Source organism: Flavobacterium psychraquaticum, from assembly GCF_034497725.1.
Taxonomy (GTDB): domain Bacteria; phylum Bacteroidota; class Bacteroidia; order Flavobacteriales; family Flavobacteriaceae; genus Flavobacterium; species Flavobacterium psychraquaticum.
This window is the reverse complement of sequence record NZ_JAXKVR010000020.1, coordinates 1-19032: the sequence shown is the minus strand read 5'-3', so window position 1 is coordinate 19032 and position 19032 is coordinate 1. Positions and strand designations below refer to the sequence as shown.

Annotated in this window: 17 protein-coding genes; 14 read left to right on the top strand and 3 right to left on the bottom strand. The window is 30.8% G+C overall.

Annotation, left to right across the window (positions count from 1 at the left end; all coding sequences use genetic code 11):
- Positions 1 to 211: 211 nt before the first annotated feature.
- From T1L09_RS01355 to T1L09_RS01335, 5 genes are all read left to right on the top strand, one after another.
- Positions 212 to 2197: a tail fiber domain-containing protein gene (locus T1L09_RS01355; protein ID WP_322549144.1), complete on the top strand. Its 1986-nt coding sequence runs from the start codon at positions 212 to 214 to the stop codon at positions 2195 to 2197.
- A gap of 355 nt (positions 2198 to 2552) precedes the next feature.
- On the top strand, positions 2553 to 3449 hold the full coding sequence (locus T1L09_RS01350) for a type II restriction endonuclease (protein ID WP_322549143.1): 897 nt from the start codon (positions 2553 to 2555) through the stop codon (positions 3447 to 3449).
- Positions 3436 to 4461, top strand: coding sequence for a DNA cytosine methyltransferase (locus tag T1L09_RS01345; protein WP_322549142.1), 1026 nt, complete (start codon positions 3436 to 3438; stop codon positions 4459 to 4461). Before T1L09_RS01350 ends, T1L09_RS01345 begins: the two co-directional genes overlap by 14 nt.
- 94 nt (positions 4462 to 4555) lie before the next feature.
- The gene (locus T1L09_RS01340; protein WP_322549141.1) at positions 4556 to 5011 is read left to right on the top strand and encodes a hypothetical protein; all 456 of its coding nucleotides are present in this window, start codon (positions 4556 to 4558) and stop codon (positions 5009 to 5011) included.
- A 153-nt stretch (positions 5012 to 5164) separates the two neighbouring features.
- Entirely contained in the window at positions 5165 to 6331 is a 1167-nt protein-coding gene (locus T1L09_RS01335; RefSeq protein ID WP_008651082.1) for a tetracycline-inactivating monooxygenase Tet(X2), read from the top strand.
- A gap of 212 nt (positions 6332 to 6543) precedes the next feature.
- On the opposite strand, the gene ere(D) is transcribed toward T1L09_RS01335, so the two are convergent.
- Positions 6544 to 7770 (bottom strand): EreD family erythromycin esterase, encoded by a 1227-nt coding sequence (ere(D), locus tag T1L09_RS01330; RefSeq protein WP_322549140.1) that lies wholly within the window; start codon positions 7768 to 7770, stop codon positions 6544 to 6546.
- Between the two features lie 353 nt (positions 7771 to 8123).
- Between ere(D) and T1L09_RS01325 the strand changes: the two genes are divergently transcribed.
- Positions 8124 to 10046: an AAA family ATPase gene (locus T1L09_RS01325; protein WP_322549139.1), complete on the top strand. Its 1923-nt coding sequence runs from the start codon at positions 8124 to 8126 to the stop codon at positions 10044 to 10046.
- Positions 10047 to 10198: 152 nt separating this feature from the next.
- On the opposite strand, the gene T1L09_RS01320 is transcribed toward T1L09_RS01325, so the two are convergent.
- Together T1L09_RS01320 and T1L09_RS01315 are read right to left on the bottom strand one after the other, a co-directional pair.
- Positions 10199 to 10456 carry a hypothetical protein gene (locus tag T1L09_RS01320; RefSeq protein ID WP_322549138.1) on the bottom strand — a complete coding sequence of 86 codons (258 nt, stop codon included), beginning with the start codon at positions 10454 to 10456 and terminating at the stop codon, positions 10199 to 10201.
- 145 nt (positions 10457 to 10601) lie between these two features.
- Entirely contained in the window at positions 10602 to 11330 is a 729-nt protein-coding gene (locus T1L09_RS01315; RefSeq protein ID WP_322549137.1) for a hypothetical protein, read from the bottom strand.
- 215 nt (positions 11331 to 11545) lie between these two features.
- Here T1L09_RS01315 and T1L09_RS01310 point away from each other — a divergent pair, with 215 nt between their 5' ends.
- From T1L09_RS01310 to T1L09_RS01275, 8 genes are all read left to right on the top strand, one after another.
- Positions 11546 to 12541 (top strand): phosphotransferase, encoded by a 996-nt coding sequence (locus T1L09_RS01310; RefSeq protein ID WP_322548904.1) that lies wholly within the window; start codon positions 11546 to 11548, stop codon positions 12539 to 12541.
- Between the two features lie 150 nt (positions 12542 to 12691).
- Positions 12692 to 13474, top strand: a complete 783-nt coding sequence (locus tag T1L09_RS01305; protein ID WP_322549136.1) for a hypothetical protein — start codon at positions 12692 to 12694, stop codon at positions 13472 to 13474.
- Positions 13475 to 13647: 173 nt separating this feature from the next.
- A complete protein-coding gene (locus T1L09_RS01300; protein WP_322549135.1) occupies positions 13648 to 13869 on the top strand; it encodes a hypothetical protein in 222 nt (73 codons plus the stop codon).
- Between the two features lie 358 nt (positions 13870 to 14227).
- A complete protein-coding gene (locus tag T1L09_RS01295) occupies positions 14228 to 14620 on the top strand; it encodes a hypothetical protein (RefSeq protein WP_322549134.1) in 393 nt (130 codons plus the stop codon).
- A gap of 3 nt (positions 14621 to 14623) precedes the next feature.
- Positions 14624 to 14923 carry a hypothetical protein gene (locus T1L09_RS01290; RefSeq protein ID WP_322549133.1) on the top strand — a complete coding sequence of 100 codons (300 nt, stop codon included), beginning with the start codon at positions 14624 to 14626 and terminating at the stop codon, positions 14921 to 14923.
- Positions 14924 to 15648: 725 nt separating this feature from the next.
- Positions 15649 to 16317 (top strand): hypothetical protein, encoded by a 669-nt coding sequence (locus tag T1L09_RS01285; protein ID WP_322549132.1) that lies wholly within the window; start codon positions 15649 to 15651, stop codon positions 16315 to 16317.
- Positions 16318 to 16810: 493 nt separating this feature from the next.
- The gene (locus T1L09_RS01280; protein ID WP_322549131.1) at positions 16811 to 17608 is read left to right on the top strand and encodes a putative phage abortive infection protein; all 798 of its coding nucleotides are present in this window, start codon (positions 16811 to 16813) and stop codon (positions 17606 to 17608) included.
- Positions 17609 to 17790: 182 nt separating this feature from the next.
- On the top strand, positions 17791 to 18345 hold the full coding sequence (locus T1L09_RS01275; protein ID WP_322549130.1) for a hypothetical protein: 555 nt from the start codon (positions 17791 to 17793) through the stop codon (positions 18343 to 18345).
- Positions 18346 to 19032: the final 687 nt, after the last annotated feature.

The following is a 19032-nucleotide window of genomic DNA, read 5'->3' as shown; positions in this document are numbered from 1 at the left end:
TTGCGAATTTTGTGGTAAATTCACGTTTACGTTTCGCAAGAAATTTTATCTTTAACCGAAAAAAAACGGTTACGAAGTTCGCAACCTCGCCAAGCGGCAAAACGTTAGGCGTTATATCAACGCAGAATCAAGAATCTAACGCAATTTTAATATAAAAAAAATTGTATAAATTTAAAATAAAATATAAATTTGATTTTAAATTTATCTAAACATGAAAAAAATATTATTATTTCTGTCTTTTTTATCAATCCCCGCATTTGCACAAGTAGGTATTGGTACAACTTCACCAAATGCGGCATTAGATGTGTCATCTACAGATAACGGATTGTTGATACCAAGAGTGGCTTTAACGGCTAGCAATGTAGCAAGCCCATTAACTTTACCAACTATTTCCGAATTAGTTTATAATACTGCTACAGCGGGTACATCCCCTAATAATGTAACTCCCGGTTATTATTACTGGGATGGTGCTAAATGGGTAACATTTGGAGGAGCTAGTGGTGCTAGTGGATGGCTATTAACTGGGAATCTAGGTACCACTGCTGGCACTAATTTCATTGGTACTACAGACAATCAGGATTTGATTTTTAAAAGGAATAATGTAAGAGCCGGTTACTTAGGATTAAATAATGCTTCTTTTGGAAACAACTCTTTATCAAATATTAGCTCAGGTCTCTATAATAATGCATTTGGTTCGTTAGCATTGTCTAAAAATAATACAGGATTTTATAATACAGCTATGGGACATGAAGCATTATATAATAATACTAGTGGACAAAGTAATGTAGCGATTGGCTATCAGCCATTATTTAATAATACATTAGGTTTTTATAATATTGCAATGGGACATCAGTCATTGTTTAGAACTACATCTGGTCAAAGTAATATTGGAATTGGGTATCAGTCCCTTTATAATAGTACAACAGCATTTTATAATATAGCTATTGGAGATTATTCTTTATGGTCAAATACAACAGGTCAGTCTAATTTAGGAATGGGTTATAGAGCATTATACACTAACACTACTGGAATATATAATACGGCATTAGGTAATAACGCTTTAGCATTAAACACAACAGGGAGTGATAATATAGCAATAGGTCCTTGGGCATTAACAGCTAATAATGCTGGTAATACTAATATTGCTTTTGGTAGTTTTGCACTAACCAGTAATACATCTGGCGCTAATAATATAGGAATTGGTTATCAAGCCTTAAGAGCAAATACTACAGGAAACTATAATATTGCTAATGGAAGAGATGCGCTATATACAAATACAGTTGGACAATATAACGTTGCAATTGGATGGCAATCATTATATGGTAACACTACAGGTAATAATAATACCTCTATTGGAAATAACGCATTGTTTTTTAATAATATAGGTCAAGAAAATATTGCTTTAGGTAATCAAGCATTATATAATAATACTACTGGTAATCAAAATATAGCTAATGGAAGGGATGCACTTTTTTCAAACACAAGTGGTCAATTTAATATAGGTTTAGGAAATCAGTCATTATATAGAAATACCAGTGGAAATCAAAATACTGCTTTAGGACCAAATGCTTTATATACTAATCAAACAGGAAATGATAATATAGCTATTGGGAATAATGCTTTATATAACGCTACTAGATCACAAAATGTTGCTGTTGGTAGAGAAGCCCTTAATGGCGTCACAACAGGTCAAACAAATGTAGGTATTGGACAACAAGCCTTAAATTTAGTTACAACTGGTAGTAATAATATAGGTATAGGATTTGGTGCAAATGTACCAGTTGCTACTAACTCAAATCAAGTACGTATTGGAGATGCGAATATAGTTTATGCAGGGACTCAAGTCGCTTGGTCAGTAACTTCAGATAAACGTTGGAAAGAAAATATTCAACCTTCTAATTTAGGTTTAAATTTTATTAACGATTTAAAACCAGTTTTTTACACTCGTAAAAATGACGACACTAAAAAAGTAGAATATGGTATCATCGCACAAGAATTGGAAGCATCACTTGAAAAGTTTGGAGCAAACACCAACGGAATTATTACCAAAGATGATGAAGGTATGTATAGTGTTCGTTACAACGATTTGTTAGCCCCAATGATTTTAGCAACACAAGAACAACAAAAACAAATTATAGAACTTCAAAAAATAATTCAAGAATTACAAGAGCAGGTAAATTCTTTAAAAAAGAAATAATTAATCATCAAAAATGCTATGAGATAATCATAGCATTTTTCTATTAAAAATCTTAAAAAAAGGTAGCTGTTTTTTATAACAGTAGTTAGATATTAGTACGAAAATTTGAATAAATATAAATACAACGCCTAACAGCCGTTTCACGAAATTGCGGGGTTTGGGATTTATCAGAATTGGCAATTTTTGAAACTAAATTTTGTTTATATTTGTAATCAAAAGTGTTGAAAATCCGCAACTTCGTGAAGCGGCGACACGTTGGGCGTAATGCTCCGAGCGACCGTACAAATATGAACAGACATCTTAAAAACTCAACTTTTTTTTATAAATTTGCGACAATAGATAACCAAAATAGAAAGTGAGTAAAATTGACGAAATACCAGTAATAATCGATATTCCTAAACAGGAATTAGACAAGTTTGACACATTAATCAAACAGTATAGGACTAAATACATTCGTACTTCACAAGAAATTGTGGAATTTGCTCTTGCTCAAAACCAACAATATTTAAAACAAATAAAATCCAAACACGTAAGTAAATGTATATCAGAACTTCGTGAAATAGTTTGGCAAGAGTATCTTTTGGACGAGGTAAATTTTAACGCAATCTTAATGCGTGATTTACATAAACTTTTAGAAACACCTAAAGATATTTTAGAGGTTTTACTCAACAAAAATATAACCGACAAAAAAGGTGAAGAACTTATAGAAACTGTAAAAGAAATTTGTGGCGAATATGCTGGGCGAGTTTTTCCTTATATCTATAGACTTTCATTAAGCAATACACAATCAAGACGTTCACGAGCAGGGAAAAGTTTTGAAGCAATTATTTATAAAATCTATGAAAATTTAGGTTATGAATATGACAGCCAAAGCAAAGTTGGTCGTAAAACATTTGACTCACTTGGTTTAGGTAAAAAAGTAGATAGCATTTTACCAAATATAAAATGTTACGCTGAAAGACGAAACAAAACCATTATTGGTACAATGAAAACTTCATTGCGTGAACGTTGGCAAGAAGTTGCAGAAGAAATTGAGCGAACTAAAATACCCGAAATACATCTTTTAACGGCAGATGAAAGTATTCCAAAAAGCAAAGCCCAAGAAATGGCAAACCATAATATTATTGTGGTAACTTACGAGTGGGTTGCTAATTCAGATACTTTAAAATCAATGAAAAATATCATTAGTTTTGAGGAATATTTATTTGAAGAAATTCCTAACATTTTAAAATTTTGGAATGAAAACAAATAATAAAATAAAAATAATAGACCTTTTTGCAGGTATTGGAGGCATCAGACTTGGATTTGAATTGGCTTCAAAAAATAACATCGAATGTGTTTTTACAAGTGAATGGAATAAATATTCAGTCGCCACATATACTGCAAATTTCAACGATTTAGTTGTTCACGGAGATATTACTCAAATTAATGAAGAATTAGTTCCTGAACACGATATTTTGTTGGCAGGTTTTCCTTGTCAGCCATTTTCACAAGCAGGGCTAAAAAAAGGTTTTTCAGACACAAGAGGAACTCTGTTTTTTGACATTGAACGCATATTAATCGCAAAAAAACCACAAGCATTTTTACTTGAAAATGTAAAACAATTAAGAGGTCACGACAAAGGCAAAACTTTAGAGACAATTATTGAACATTTAAAAGCAATTGGCTACGAAAATGTGCAATACGAAGTTTTAAAAGCCAAAGAATTTGGTTTGCCACAAAACAGAGAAAGAATTTATATTGTAGGTTTTTTAGACAATTCTATAAAATTTGAATTTCCAAAACCAACAAAACAACCAACAAAAGTTGGTGATATTTTAGAACCAAAAGTTGATGAAAAATACACGATTTCTGATAGACTTTGGGAAGGTCACCAACGTAGAAAAATTGCAAACAAAGAAAAAGGCAAAGGTTTTGGCTTTGGAATTGTAAATGAAAATTCAGAATACACCAATACAATTTCTGCTCGTTATTACAAAGACGGAAGTGAAATTTTAGTGGAACAAAAAGATAAAAATCCAAGAAAACTAACACCAAGAGAAGCAGGTCGTTTACAAGGTTTTCCAGACAGTTTTAAAATTCCAGTTTCGGACAATCAAGCCTATCAACAATTTGGAAATAGTGTTGCGGTAAACGTAGTTGAAAAAGTGGCTGAACAAATTTTGAAACATATAAAAATCCAACCCGAGAAAAAGCACTACGCCCAACAGCAGTTTGGCAAAATGGCGGATTCAGTGCTAAATTCAACGGTAATCTTCGATTGAACATTTGTACAAAACTGAACATTTGTGCTTCGATTTCCGCCACTTCGCCAAGCTGCAAAACGTTAGCTGATATATTACCTCGAAAAAACGAAAAATGATAGAAACATATCCAAATCCTTGGGACTTCCAAAATTCTGACAAGAAACTTGTTTCAACTGATAATATTCATAAAGTTGTTTATGAAAACTTAAACGAAATTGCAATGGGAGCTCCAATTGGTGGAAAGTGTTTAATTGAAAAAAATAATGGACAAAAAATAAAAATTAATGATTGGTGTGCTGGCCCTCCAGCTTGGGAAACAGAAGGACAATTATTAGCAATTCCTATTTGGACAAGAAAATTTTTTAAGGGAACTGTTCAACAAATTGGAATAGTTGACATAACAACAAACGAGTTAAAAATATTTTCTAAAACTTTTAATGTTCTTGACTTACGCTCTTTTGACAAAGGAATAGTTTATGGTTATGACAGTCCAATACATAAGAAAAAAGTCGTGAATTTTGATACTGAAAAGGGGAAAATTGATAAAATAATAAAACTAACAGAATAAAAATACATCAGCTAACAGCCGTTACAAGAGATTTGGGCATTTGGCTGAATTTAAAAATGGTTTTGTACTTGGAAAATTTGTGTTTAATGGAAAAATCTCGCATCTTTATTCCCAAACCTCTTGTAGCGCCAGGACGTTATGTGCCATTTTTGAATGACAATGCGAATAGATACAGACAAACAAATGAATTTACTTAGTGATAAGAACGTTGCAATAATTGGTGGTGGACCCGTTGGACTGACTATGGCAAAATTATTACAGCAAAACGGCATAGACGTTTCAGTTTACGAAAGAGACAACGACCGAGAGGCAAGAATTTTTGGTGGAACCCTTGACCTACACAAAGGTTCAGGTCAGGAAGCAATGAAAAAAGCGGGATTGTTACAAACTTATTATGACTTAGCCTTACCAATGGGTGTAAATATTGCTGATGAAAAAGGCAATATTTTATCCACAAAAAATGTAAAGCCCGAAAATCGATTTGACAATCCTGAAATAAACAGAAATGACTTAAGGGCTATCTTGTTGAATAGTTTAGAAAACGACACGGTTATTTGGGATAGAAAACTTGTTATGCTTGAACCTGGTAAGAAGAAGTGGACACTAACTTTTGAGAATAAACCGAGTGAAACAGCAGATTTGGTTATTCTTGCCAATGGCGGGATGTCCAAGGTAAGAAAATTTGTTACCGACACGGAAGTTGAAGAAACAGGTACTTTCAATATACAAGCCGATATTCATCAACCAGAGATAAACTGTCCTGGATTTTTTCAGCTATGCAATGGAAACCGGCTAATGGCATCTCACCAAGGTAATTTATTATTTGCTAACCCCAATAATAATGGTGCATTGCATTTTGGAATAAGTTTTAAAACACCTGATGAATGGAAAAACCAAACGCAGGTAGATTTTCAAAACAGAAATAGTGTCGTTGATTTTCTTCTGAAAGAATTTTCCGATTGGGACGAACGCTACAAAGAATTGATTCATACGACGTTGTCATTTGTAGGATTGGCTACACGGATATTTCCTTTAGAAAAGCCTTGGAAAAGCAAGCGCCCATTACCCATAACAATGATTGGGGATGCCGCACATTTGATGCCGCCTTTTGCAGGGCAGGGAGTAAATAGTGGGTTGGTGGATGCCTTGATATTGTCTGATAATCTAGCCGATGGAAAATTTAATAGCATTGAAGAGGCTGTTAAAAATTATGAACAGCAAATGTTTATCTATGGCAAAGAAGCACAAGAAGAATCAACTCAAAACGAAATTGAAATGTTTAAACCCGACTTTACGTTTCAGCAATTGTTAAATGTATAAAATGGAATAAAACGGCACATAACAAACAAATTGGCAATAGAGCCGGTGAAGTACTTCTATTGAACTTTTGTGCAATGTTGAAGATTAGTAATTCTATTCAACATTTGTGCTAAAAGTCGGCTCCATCGCCAATTTGCCAAACGTTATGTGAAAGAATAAAACGGCACCTCCAAAAAAGAAAGTACCGTTTCGAAATCAAATTTACATTATTCTCAATCCACTATTTCTGAAACAGTTGATTTTTCTATTAGGAAAATCCCATCAAAAGAATCTACTATTTCAGTTTTTAGATGTATAGAATCAAAACGAATCTTACTACAATTTTTTAATTCCTTACTTTTATTGATTATTAAACAGCATTCTTTTCCTGATAATTCCTGCATAAAAAATTCAACAGAATCCGACTCTGGAGAATCAAGTGGAAATTTATCAACCCTAAAACCAAATTGATAATCATTATCAGGATACAATGCGGCAGTTTCTCCACGTAGATTAGTTATTGCAAATGCTTTGTATTTTTCTCCAAAAGTCATCGAAAGTCTTTGCCCCATTGGATAACAACTAATAAATCCGTCAAAATCGACCGAAGTTTTTTGAATGTGAGCATTGTGGGCAACTAAAATAATCTTTTTACCAAGTGAATTTTTCAAAAACCAATCAATACTTTCTGCCATATACTGGTCTTTTGCTCCCATATCTCCCTCAATTCCCTTTTCAGTAATGAAGCTTTCCATAGCATCAGCATTATAATTCATATAAATCAAGCCTTTAACTAGATGAAGTATCGATTGAAACTCTAAACTTTCCAGTTTTGGTTGAAGAGTGACCAAACGAATGTAAACTTTTAATAGCAATGCTTTTAATTCATTATGTTCTGCTTCGTCAAAAAGCGATAAATTTAACGCAAGCTGAGAAGTCGAATAGAAATCAAATTTTTCAGCAAGATTTAAAATCTTCTGTAAGACATCAGAAGAAACGATTGAAAGTCTTTGTAAATAATCAGACACAATGTGAAAGTTTGGAAAATAAGAACCTCCATTTTTAGGAATATCAACACCCAGAAAGGTAATTTGATTATTATTGTCTTGATTATACCGACGAAGCCATAGCAAAGTATCTTTAAACTCATTTGGATAATAAAAGTGTGACAGTAACTTATCCAAATCGTCGAATGGAATTTGTGATTTTATCCACTTATCAACTTCTAATCCTTCAGAAAAACCAAACTCAAATGCCAAGGTGTCAAAATCACATTCAGTTACTAAAAACTCAATAACTTGATGTCTGAATTTAAAAAACTCTTTTATAAAATGTGAGTTTTCGCCTAAACCAACAATTGTAGAAGAATCAAAATATTCTCGAAATTGAAAAAGACTTTGCTTTATAGATGTATTATTTTCCGAATTAAACGGAAAAGTTAAAGGTTTTATATTTTTCATTATTACCTTATTTTAAATTAAAAATTAACGTACTAAAAAGTAATCATCTCAAAAAAGACGATTTAATCATTTACTTTAATTTTTAATTACCAAGGCTTGCTGAAATACATAAAATGTGAATTATTTGAATACAAAGATACTAAAAATTCCTTCACATAACAGGCGTTTGGCAAGATTTGGGTTTTAGGCTTAATTTGAAGTTGGTTTTGTACTTGCAAAGTTCCGTTTTTAACCGAAAATTTAGGCATCCTTAATCCCAAACCTCGCCAAGCGCCGGGACGTTGGTGGCAAGTGTAGGACGACCGTGCATCAAGAAAAATTCGTGCAAAATAAACTTATCTAAAGACATAAAGATGAAACTAAAAGGAGTAAAAATACACAAATATAAATCGTTTGAGACCGCTCAAGAATTTGAACTTGAAAAGGACATTACTGTCCTTGTAGGTATGAATGAATCAGGAAAGACTTCTGCATTGGAATCTTTAGCTAAAACTCATTACTTCCAAGAAGATGAAGATTTTAAATTCAATTCTACTCACGATTATCCAAGAAAGGATAAGAAAAGAATGGAAAAAGCAAATGAAAATCCCGAAGCAATAACTTGCACTTACGAAATTGACGACAATTTGCTTAAATCTATTGAAAAAGAATTAGGGGAAGGTATTTTAAGATCAAAATCATTTACTATAACAACCAAATATGATAATTCTAAATCAATTGGTTTATCTATTGATGCAAAGAAATTTATTGAGTTCAAAACAAAAGAATTAGGTATTGCAAGCAATACTCTAACAGATAAACTATTAAAAGTAAAAACTAAAATAGAGTTAGAAACTCTTGAAAAAGAATATACAGAAGAAAATAAGACGAATGGCATAAAATCTTTATTACCATATTTTGAAAACAAAAACAAATGGTCGAATGACCCAATTGGCGAATATCTTTATCGAGTTCTTCTCAAACCAAAAATGCCGAAATTTTTATACTATGATGAATATTATTCTTTGCCTTCAAGAATAAGCATTGAAAAGCTAAATTCAAAAAAGACGGAGGGTAACGAAAATGAATATAAAACTGCAAAAGCACTTTTTGAGTTAGCAGACATCAATACAAATGAGATTCTTAAGTCTGAAAGTTTTGAGGATTTTATAGCTGAATTAGAAGCAACCGAAGCAATAATTTCAGAAGAATTATTTAAATATTGGAAAACAAATAAAAACTTAAATATTACTTTTCAAATTGATAAAAAGGAAGCAACCGATGCATATAATAATACTCGAATAGTTGAACATATTTTAGATATTCGTGTAAAACATAAAGGTGTTTCTTTACCACTCAAAAATAGAAGTAAAGGATTTAATTGGTTTTTCTCTTTTTTAGTTTGGTTCAAAAAAATACAAGAAGACCAAGATTCAAATTACATTTTATTACTTGACGAACCTGGCTTAAATCTTCACGCTTCTGCTCAGGCTGATTTATTGCACTTTCTAGAAGACCTATCTGAAAACTACCAAATTGTCTATTCAACACATTCACCATTTATGATTGTTTCTGACAAATTGCAGCGGGTTAGAACTGTTTTGGAAACAGATAAAGGATCAATGATTTCTGACAGCGTTCAGGAAAAAGACCAAAATACTTTATTTCCACTTCAAGCAGCTTTAGGTTACAATATTGCACAAAACTTATTCATTTCACAAAAGAACTTATTAGTTGAAGGCGTCTCTGACTTAATTTATTTGCAAACAATGTCTGTTGTTTTAGAAAGTACTGGCAAAGAAGGTCTAAAGTCCGATATAACTATAGTTCCAACAGGTGGACTTGAGAAAGTAGCAACTTTCATTTCACTTTTAAGAGGCAATGAATTAAAAAACGTGAGTTTATTAGACAGCTACACAGACCCGAAAGGAAAAGCAAAGTTGGACAATTTAATTGCTCAAAAAATTATAAATGAAAAGAATATTTTATTTTTCCACGAATTTATAGAAAATCGAAAAAGGGCAGATATTGAAGACTTATTTACAACAAAAGAATATTTGACATTATTTAATGAAGCATTTAAAGAATACGCTGACATAAATGAATCTGACTTGAATGCTCAAATTGAGTCAATTTTATTACAAATCAACAAACATTTAAATATTGACCGTTTTAATCATTATCGACCTGCTAACTTGCTAGCTCAAAAAGGGCTGACAACAAAAGATTTTGACAAACAGACATTAGAAAATTTTGAAAAAGTATTTAAAAAAATAAACAAGCTATTTGATAACTAAGAAAAACACCAGCCACCAACAGCAGTTTGGCAAAATGGCGGGTTCAGTGCTAAACTGAACATTCGGATTTCTAATAAACATTAGTACTAAATTGAAAATAAGTACTTCTAAATCCGCCACTTCGCCAAGCTGCAAAACGTTATAAAAAATAGCTACGATTCGTTTTCAAAATAACTTTTTGCGAATGGTTCTGATTTAAAAGATTGCACAAATAAATATTGAAAATCTTTTGGTATTTGGTCAAGTGCAGTTCTTGTCATAGGTGTATCTTGAATTAAATAACCACCTGTAATAAATTGTTCACCATCTTTTTCAATAACAGCTAAATGATTTTTTTGGCTATGTCTGTTAGCTAATAAAGTAACTTCTTCATAACCATTTGAACTTGGTGTAATGTGCAATATTTTCATAATAACATTTTTTTTTAAATTACCCGCTACTTCTTACAACAGGTGTTTGTATCTACCAGCCGAAAATACAATGCGTGTAGGCTGGCATCTACAAGCACCGAAACGTTGTGCAACAGCTTATGACGAACATACCGCAGAAAGAAAACTAATCTAAAATAACACTCTTAATTTTACAAATTAAATTTGTAATTTCAATATTTTGAAACCTTAAAATATTTGTAATATATTTTTGAGTAACAGAATGTTCTAGATTCTTTACTGTAATACTATTTTCATTAATATTTTTAACAACATCTTTTAGAAGAGTTATCTGACTTTCAGTTGTGAAATTTTTCAGTTCTTGATTATCTGTTAACATAAAATATTCTGAAAAATTACTTACAGCTTCTAAAGAAAAATAGATATACCATTCATAATTTTGTTTTATATAATTTTCTTTTGCCTTTATCATATTTTCATAAGCTTTGTCTGATGCAATGTTTTTCAACAAATCATCTAAATGGAATTTCAAAATGGAATACTTACTATCTTGGTCAGCTATTTTATCGGAATAATAGTTTTTGTGTTCATTAATACGAGACTCGAAAAGAGTATAAGAGAAGACTCCGAAGACTATAGCCGTCACACCAAAAACAGTAAGAATTAAAGAAGTATCTGAAGATTGTTGCTCAATATAATAGTCTTCTTTAAATTGTTGTTTTTCTATATCTTGGTTTGTAATTTCAGTCTTTTGAATATACTTAAACAAAGTATGATATTTATTGTTGTCAAAATTTAGTTTACTAAGTAGTATTCCAATAATAATAATTGAACAAAACAGTAAGATTGTTAAGCTGACAGAGATATAAAATAAAAGAGTTGGTTTATTTTTCATAAGTTGCGGAAATTAAGAAACAAAAGTAGTTAAAAAATAGTAACTGACAAGAAAGCCGATTGCACAACAGCGGTTACACAAAATGCAAGGATATAGTGGAATCTCCGTTTCGCAAGAAACATAAAATTAAATATTAATAATCGTGCTCCGAAGCCTTACACTTCGTGTAGCCACAAAACGTTAGCCGCAATTATAAAAAAAAAAATCCGCAGAAAATGACAACTTTTCCAGTAATAGCTTCAACATTATCAGAAATAGAATTAGCGAATTTTATAAAGGAAAAGTACAAACTAAACGAAGATTTTAATTGCAAATTATTTAGAACTGGAGTAAATCACACTTACTTTATTTCAAATAATGAAACTAAATTTGTTTTTAGAATATACTGTTATAAATGGCGAACAAAAATAGAAATTGAACAAGAATTAGAGCTATTAAATCTACTAAAAGAAAAATCCCTTGCAGTTTCGCATCCAATTTCAGATGTAAATGGAAGCTTAATTCAAGAAATAAATGCTCCTGAAGGAATTCGTTATGCAGTACTTTTTTCGTTTGCTAAAGGCGAAAAAATGCGTTTTATGTCTAATGAAACTTGTTATTCTATTGGTGCGTTAATGGCTAAAATTCATAATATAACCGAAAATAAAAAAATAGACAGGATAAACTATGATTCTGAAATTCTTTTAAATGAATCTTATAATCATCTTACATCATTTTTTTCAGAAGATTTAAACGAAATGAAATTTTTAAAAGAAATTGGTGATAAAATACCAAAAAGAATTAAAGAAAGTAATTTATTAGACAATAAAAACGGAGTAGTTCATTTAGATATTTGGTACGATAATTTGAGCGTAAATAATGAAAATGAAATCACAATTTTTGATTTTGATAATTGTGGAAATGGTTTGTTAATTTTAGATGTTGGTTATTTTTGCAAACAATTATTTTTCATAGAATCTGACAAAAATGAATATGAACGAAAGACTGAAAGTTTTTTAAACGGCTACCAAAAAATAAGAAATTTATCAGAAAAGGAAATTAAATTAATTCCAGAAGTTGGAGCATCAATTTTTGTATTTTATCTTGGTGTACAAGCACAAAGATTTGATTGGTCGAACATCTTTTTTACTGAAAACTATCTCAAAATGTATGTTGGAAGAATTAGAAATTGGATGGAATATTATGAAACAAAAAGAAATAACTGCGGCTAACAGCGGTTACAAGAAATGGCGAGAAAAGTGCTAAATTCACGTTTATTTTCCGCAAGAAATTTTATCTTAGCAGAAAATACGCAGTTCCGAAGTTCGCCACTTCTTGTAGCCGCAAAACGTTGGCAGTAATTTAACCGAAAAAACGGAAATATGTACGAAAAAAGATTTGTTTTATTTCTTGATATTTTAGGTTTTCAAAAAATAATTGAAGAAACAGAAAAGAATGAAGAACCTCAAAATGAAAAAATTGAGGAACTTATTCTTGCTTTAAAAGAAATGGTAAAAACTGTTTCACCGATGCCAAAAGAAACGTCAAAAATTGTAACACAATTTTCTGATTCAATTGTAGTCTCTTTTAAGGACAATGACCTAAAAGAAAGCGAACTATTTTTTCGATATGTTCATCGATTAATTATAAAACTTGCGGCTAAAAAAATATTATGTCGTGGAGCTGTTTCTTATGGAAATTTATATCACGATAAAAACTTTATTTTTGGACCAGCGTTAGTTGATGCGTATTTAACCGAAAGTCAAGCCGCAATGTATCCAAGAGTAATTTTTGATAAATCTGTTATTGACATTATGAAAAAAAGACTAGTTTCAAATCCTTCTAGTTATTCTGGAATTAGATTCGATAGCAGAATTGAAACGTACTTGAAAACTGATTTAGATGATAAACTATATTTTGATTATTTCTCTAAAGCAGCCTATTATTTTAGAGGAAAAGAACTAAACGAATATTATGATACTCTTCGGAAAATTATAATTGACGGAAATAAATATAAAAATCCAGGCGTTAAAGTAAAATATGGATGGATGAAAAATAAATATAATAAATTAAAAACAGATTTTGATAAAGCTGATGAAGATGAAGAAATTTATTTGAGTCGCGATGACGTTAACAAATTTGCAAATAAATTTAAAGAGATATAAACTACTGCCAACAGCGGTTTTGCAAGATTGCGAAATATGTGGTAAAATCACGTTTATCTTTCGCAAGAAATTTTATCTTAGCAGAAAAATTTCGGTTACGAAGTTCGCAACCTCGCAAAGCCGCAAAACGTTGCCATTCATTGCAGAACGTACTCTAACTTAAAACAAAAACTATGGAGAAAAACAATTTTTACTATTTTAAAAAAGCAATTATTTTGAGTATTCCAATTGCAGTATTTGTAATTATGCGTGATTTATTTGATGTCGGGCTTTATGATATTTCTGCTATTATGAAATCAATTGCTAAAGGACTTTTTGTTGGAATAATAACTAGTGCCATTTTAGGAATTATAAATATTTTCGCAAAAGTTGAGACTTTTATGAAAAAAAAATGAACTAAAAATAGGGTTTTTAGCTTGTTTGCAAAATTGGAATCTTAATTGTAAAACTAAAACCGAATTGAATTTGGAATTTAACAAATTGTGGAATTACTTACTCAATCGGAATTGAAAAATATTAGGATTATTGCTCTGACCGAATTCACTCAAACGCTAAAAATCGGAAAACGGAATAAATTGAACGCTGAAAAAACAACGAAATGGCAACAACGGTTTTGAACAATGGCGAGGTTCGGGATTTTTTTGGGATGGCACGGTTGTTTAATTTAAAGTTTTTTCTATATTTGTGATGGCTTGGTGTTGATTCGTCGCCACTGATTCAAAGCCGCCGAACGTTGCCACACATTTGAAAAAAATGACCAGAGAAAAAAAACTTGACGATATTTTATTGTTTTTACTGGCAATAGATTTAAAGGAATTGAAAAATGAGACAATTTCTAAACCGATAACTATCGATTTTATTGGCGAAACTTTGGATGATTTGGAGATGTTGGACTGGGAATTGAAATCGCTGAAAGATGAACTTTTAAATGAAGGTTTAGTTAACAAACAAAATAAGGAATTAAGAATAACTCAAAAAGGGAAAAAATTTATAACAAGAGAAAGAGGTTTTAAACATATCGAAAAAGTGAACTCATTGGATTTAGCAATAAAGGAAAAAACCTTTGAACAATTCAAATATCATAAGATTGCTTTTTGGATATCTATAATCGCTCTTATCATTTCAATAATTAGTTTATTTAGATAGAAAATGACTGAACAAAAAGACAAAACACCGAAAACATTTGAAGATTTTGGATTAACATTTATTCCAAATAAAGATTGCATAACTTGTAATACAGGCTCTTGCCATAATAACGTAGTATCAAGAATTGACGGAAAAGAATATAATGTTCATATTACGGTTGATTATGACAACAAAGATTATTTTGTAATGGCATCAGAAAGTGCATCATCGGAATCCAATTTCGATATATTTGAGATATTTAAAAAAGAAGAAGATGCTGTAAAATTCGTCTGTGATAGATTTAATTGGTTCAATTGCTTCTGATAAAAAACGTGTGGCAACACCGTATATAGCTCATAGCTTGGCAGTTGCTCAATCAAAGTTTCGGCTTATTTGCGAAGTCCGCCAAATTTTTTAATTTGGCTTATTGAAAAGAAAAGGTAATAAGAAAATTAAAAAATTCGGCTCGTGCTTAACCGAATAGTTATCGCTAATTTACACGCTACGAGCCATATACAAAACCGTTGTGCGTAATCCTCTTCGAATGGACTTTTCCCTCACCAATGCATAAGGCTTTTTTGATACGGAAACGGATTATAATAGCGCTTTAAGTCTTTTCGATTGACATCGTTGAAAGTTTCACTTTCAAAACGCTTGGCAGCGTAAAAGACTTAAAGCGCTATTATAATCCGAGCGATAATCAACAAGCCTTACCCCTATTTTAACAATATAAAGCCGAAACCTTTAAACAATTAAAATAACTTGCATTGGAGCTGTATTGTGAAAAGAATTGCCTAAGGATCATTCTAGAGGACTACGTGGTACATACCAATAGAATTAGAATATTGAGATAGGAATTATCAAACTTCATTAATAGACCACTACGCACAACATCGGTTAAGCAAAATGCCCTAAAATAGTGCCTATCAGAAAATATAGGTGAATATTGAAAATTATTCTTAAATTGCAATCTAATAGTGACGAGGCGGGCACTTGTGCTTAGCCGAGGAACGTTAGCGGTCAGTTTAAGAAACGACACCAAAAAGAAAATGACATTAGAATTGATACCAGTAATTGAAATCGGATACAATAATCAGGACATAACAGCACCTGACAAATATCCTTATTGGGACTATCCTGAATTATGGGACAAATTCAACTCTGACAGTTACAAAAAAGCAGGTTTTAAAGACGAGTTCAAACCATATTTAGCTGGCTCTTCATTTTATAGACTGACTGACATAACGGACAACAACTTAGCGAAAATTGTAATTGACCATACACAAGAACTGAGAGAAGGAAAATACGAAAGAGAACAAGCAAGTGCGTTTTTTGGTGGCTATGTGCTTCGCATAGATGGACAAGACAAATATTTCCCACAATGTTGTGGCGACCTTGCAGACCTTAAATATTGGGAGAACATTGCAAACGGTAAAGAACAGGGCTTCTATGCAGGACACCCAGAACCACAAGTGAAAATTCACGAAGACAAAGTAACTTTTGACTTTACTGTAGGCGAATTTGACGAACACTTTTCACCGACACCGAAAGAAAACATAGTTCAGTTTGACATTCCTTCTTTAAGTAAGGCAATTGAATTAGTAAAAACCGAACTTGACATTTTTGAACAACGACTTAAAAAAATAAATCAAGACGAAAAACTGAATATTGACAACATTGACGGACTTTTAATTTGGGACAATGCAAACTATGAATAAAGAAAACCGAACCGCTAACAGCCGTTTTGCAAAAGCGGGGGTTTCGTGCTTCTATGACAGTGAAGTGGTAAATTCAAGCTTTGTGCATCTAATGAAGTTTAGTGCTAAAAATCCCCGACTTCGCAAAGCGGAAAAACGTTAGGCGCAAGCTTTCCGAAACTCACTAGAAATCAGGAATATAAAGCAATTTTAATATGATTAAATATTTTTTTTAAGGTCTTTTCAAAAATATGGACTGACAGGAATTCTATTACTAATAATATCAATTTTTAGCATTTTTATTGGTCTATATATTGTTTTTCAATTTTGCTCAACACTATCAACTTCCTTTTCTATTGCTAAAGAAGCTAACCAAATTGATAAAGAAACAACTCAATTAGCTGCTGAATATATGTCAGGTGTCGTTGGCACGATTTAGTCATTTGCAGGTGTTATTATATTTTTTTTAGCTCTTAGACTACAAAGTAAAGAACTCAGTCTTCAACTTCAAGAATTGAAAGACACAAGAAATGTATTTACAACTCAACAATTTGAAAGCACTTTTTTTAATCTTTTAAAAACTCAAAATGATATACGACAAGGAATAGTTTATCAAGTGGATAATTATAATGAACAAGGAATGAAAGACAATCCAACTATTTATAATTCTCAAAGTGTATTTACCGAAATCAAAAAATTTATGTTTGAAGTTAGAGAAAATCTAAATAAAAATGTAAAGAAAGTTGAAGATTTTTTAGCTGGAGAGCATTCAGAATTAGAAATAAAAGAGTACATAGAAAAATTTAAGGAAGTTCACTTGGTAGAATACTTTAACTTTAAAAAAAATCCTAAACTTTCCTCTAAAATTGTTTATAAGGAAACATTTGATAGATTTGATAACCAGTTAGGTCATTATTTTAGAAATTTATATCATATACTTCTTTACTTAAAAGAAAGTGAAGAAACCGAAATTGGATTAGCATTACACGATCAAATGTTAGGAAAAAAAATAAGTATTATAATTAATGATAAGGACATTGAAGTCCAAAAAATTAAAAAGAAATACTCCAAATATTCTGATTTTGTCCAAGCTCAAATGAGTGCAACTGAATTATATCTTTTATTTTACAATTGTCTCTTTTTTTCTAAAATGAAAAGATTGGTACAATACTATAATATTGTTGGAAATCTTTCTGCTGATGATTTACTATTTCCTAATCACGGTAATTTACTTTACCCAGAAATTGAATATATAGGAGAAATAATACCAAAATTAGAATTATCTACAAGAAATCAAACATTAAAGATATAAGCCAGCGCCTAACCGCGGTTTGTAAATATTGTTTTATTTGGTGGAATCACCGTAATCAATTACATTTACGATAAACAAATTAAAAGTAGTTTTCATAAGAAAACAACATTCACAAGCCACCAAACGTTAGCTGTTATGTTCTCAAAACGTTCGTAATAAGAAAATAATTAAATAGATTTAAAATGGGTTATGGTGTATTTGTTATGATGATTTTTGCTGTAATATTATTAATAATATCATTCCTTATATTCATCTCTTTAAAAGATTCAAAGAAAAAAAAACTTGGAATAATATTAGCTTCATTACTAGCATCAATTGTTATTTTACCAATTCTATTTTTGACATTTGAATCTTATTTTTATTTCAAATCTGACGCAATTGAAGATTTAAAAATTGCAGAAATTACTCTAAATGAAAATTTTAAAATTCTTGATAATAAAATCACTGGTTTACCTGAATATTATCAAATCACAAAACTAGAAATTTCTACAAATGACAAAAATAGAATTATTAATAAAATAAAAAATAGTCAAGATTTTTTTGTTAATGATAACTATAACTTTTTATTGAATTCTAATAACAATATTGATAGTGATAAAATAATTGCAAATTATCGTTTTGAAGAAGAAATAATTAGGGAAACTTACGAAAAAAAAAGTGGCTTTGTGCCAATTTCTTTAATGTTGATTTTAAATGAAAAGTCAAATATTATAGAACTACGAAGAGTTGAAGATTAATAAACACAACAGCTAACAACGGTTTGTAGCAATTGCTTGGCTTGGGCTTTGTTTGAATTTTCTCCGAAAATTCATTAGTAGTTTTGTACTTGTGAAATTAAGTGCTAAATTTACGCAACTGCCACAAGCCGTCAAACGTTGTGGTTCATAGTTGAAAATTTGTTTTCAAATGAATATTTATTGCAAATTTCAACCTGGATTTAATAAAGCTTTGTGCTAGAATTCTTGAAAGTTTTGCGTCTTTACTTTGGAGAAAATCTTATTTGAAAATTTTGCGATTCTTCAACTTTGTCGAAAATTATTTTGCTAATATTTTGTCTTTAATGTGAAAACTTAAAACTGAATTTTGTCGAAAAGTTTACTTGAATAGTTTTGCGAAAATTCAATAAAATCATCAACATATTAAATCATTAAAACATTTAGTTTTTAACGTAAAGATTCTGAAAATCATTTATTCATCAAAATCATTTTAAAAACAGAAATCAGAACTTTGTCGAAAAGTTTGCGTGAATTGTTTTGCGGAAATTCTTTGTAGAAATTCTTTGTGTTGATTCTTTAAATTCAACATACATAAATTCATTCTGAATTGACGCAAGTTGAATTAAAGTTACTACGAAACCACAACAACGGTTTTGTTCAATTTTGCAGGTCAGTGTTTTTTTATTTTGGTTGTTTTTTATTTAAAAA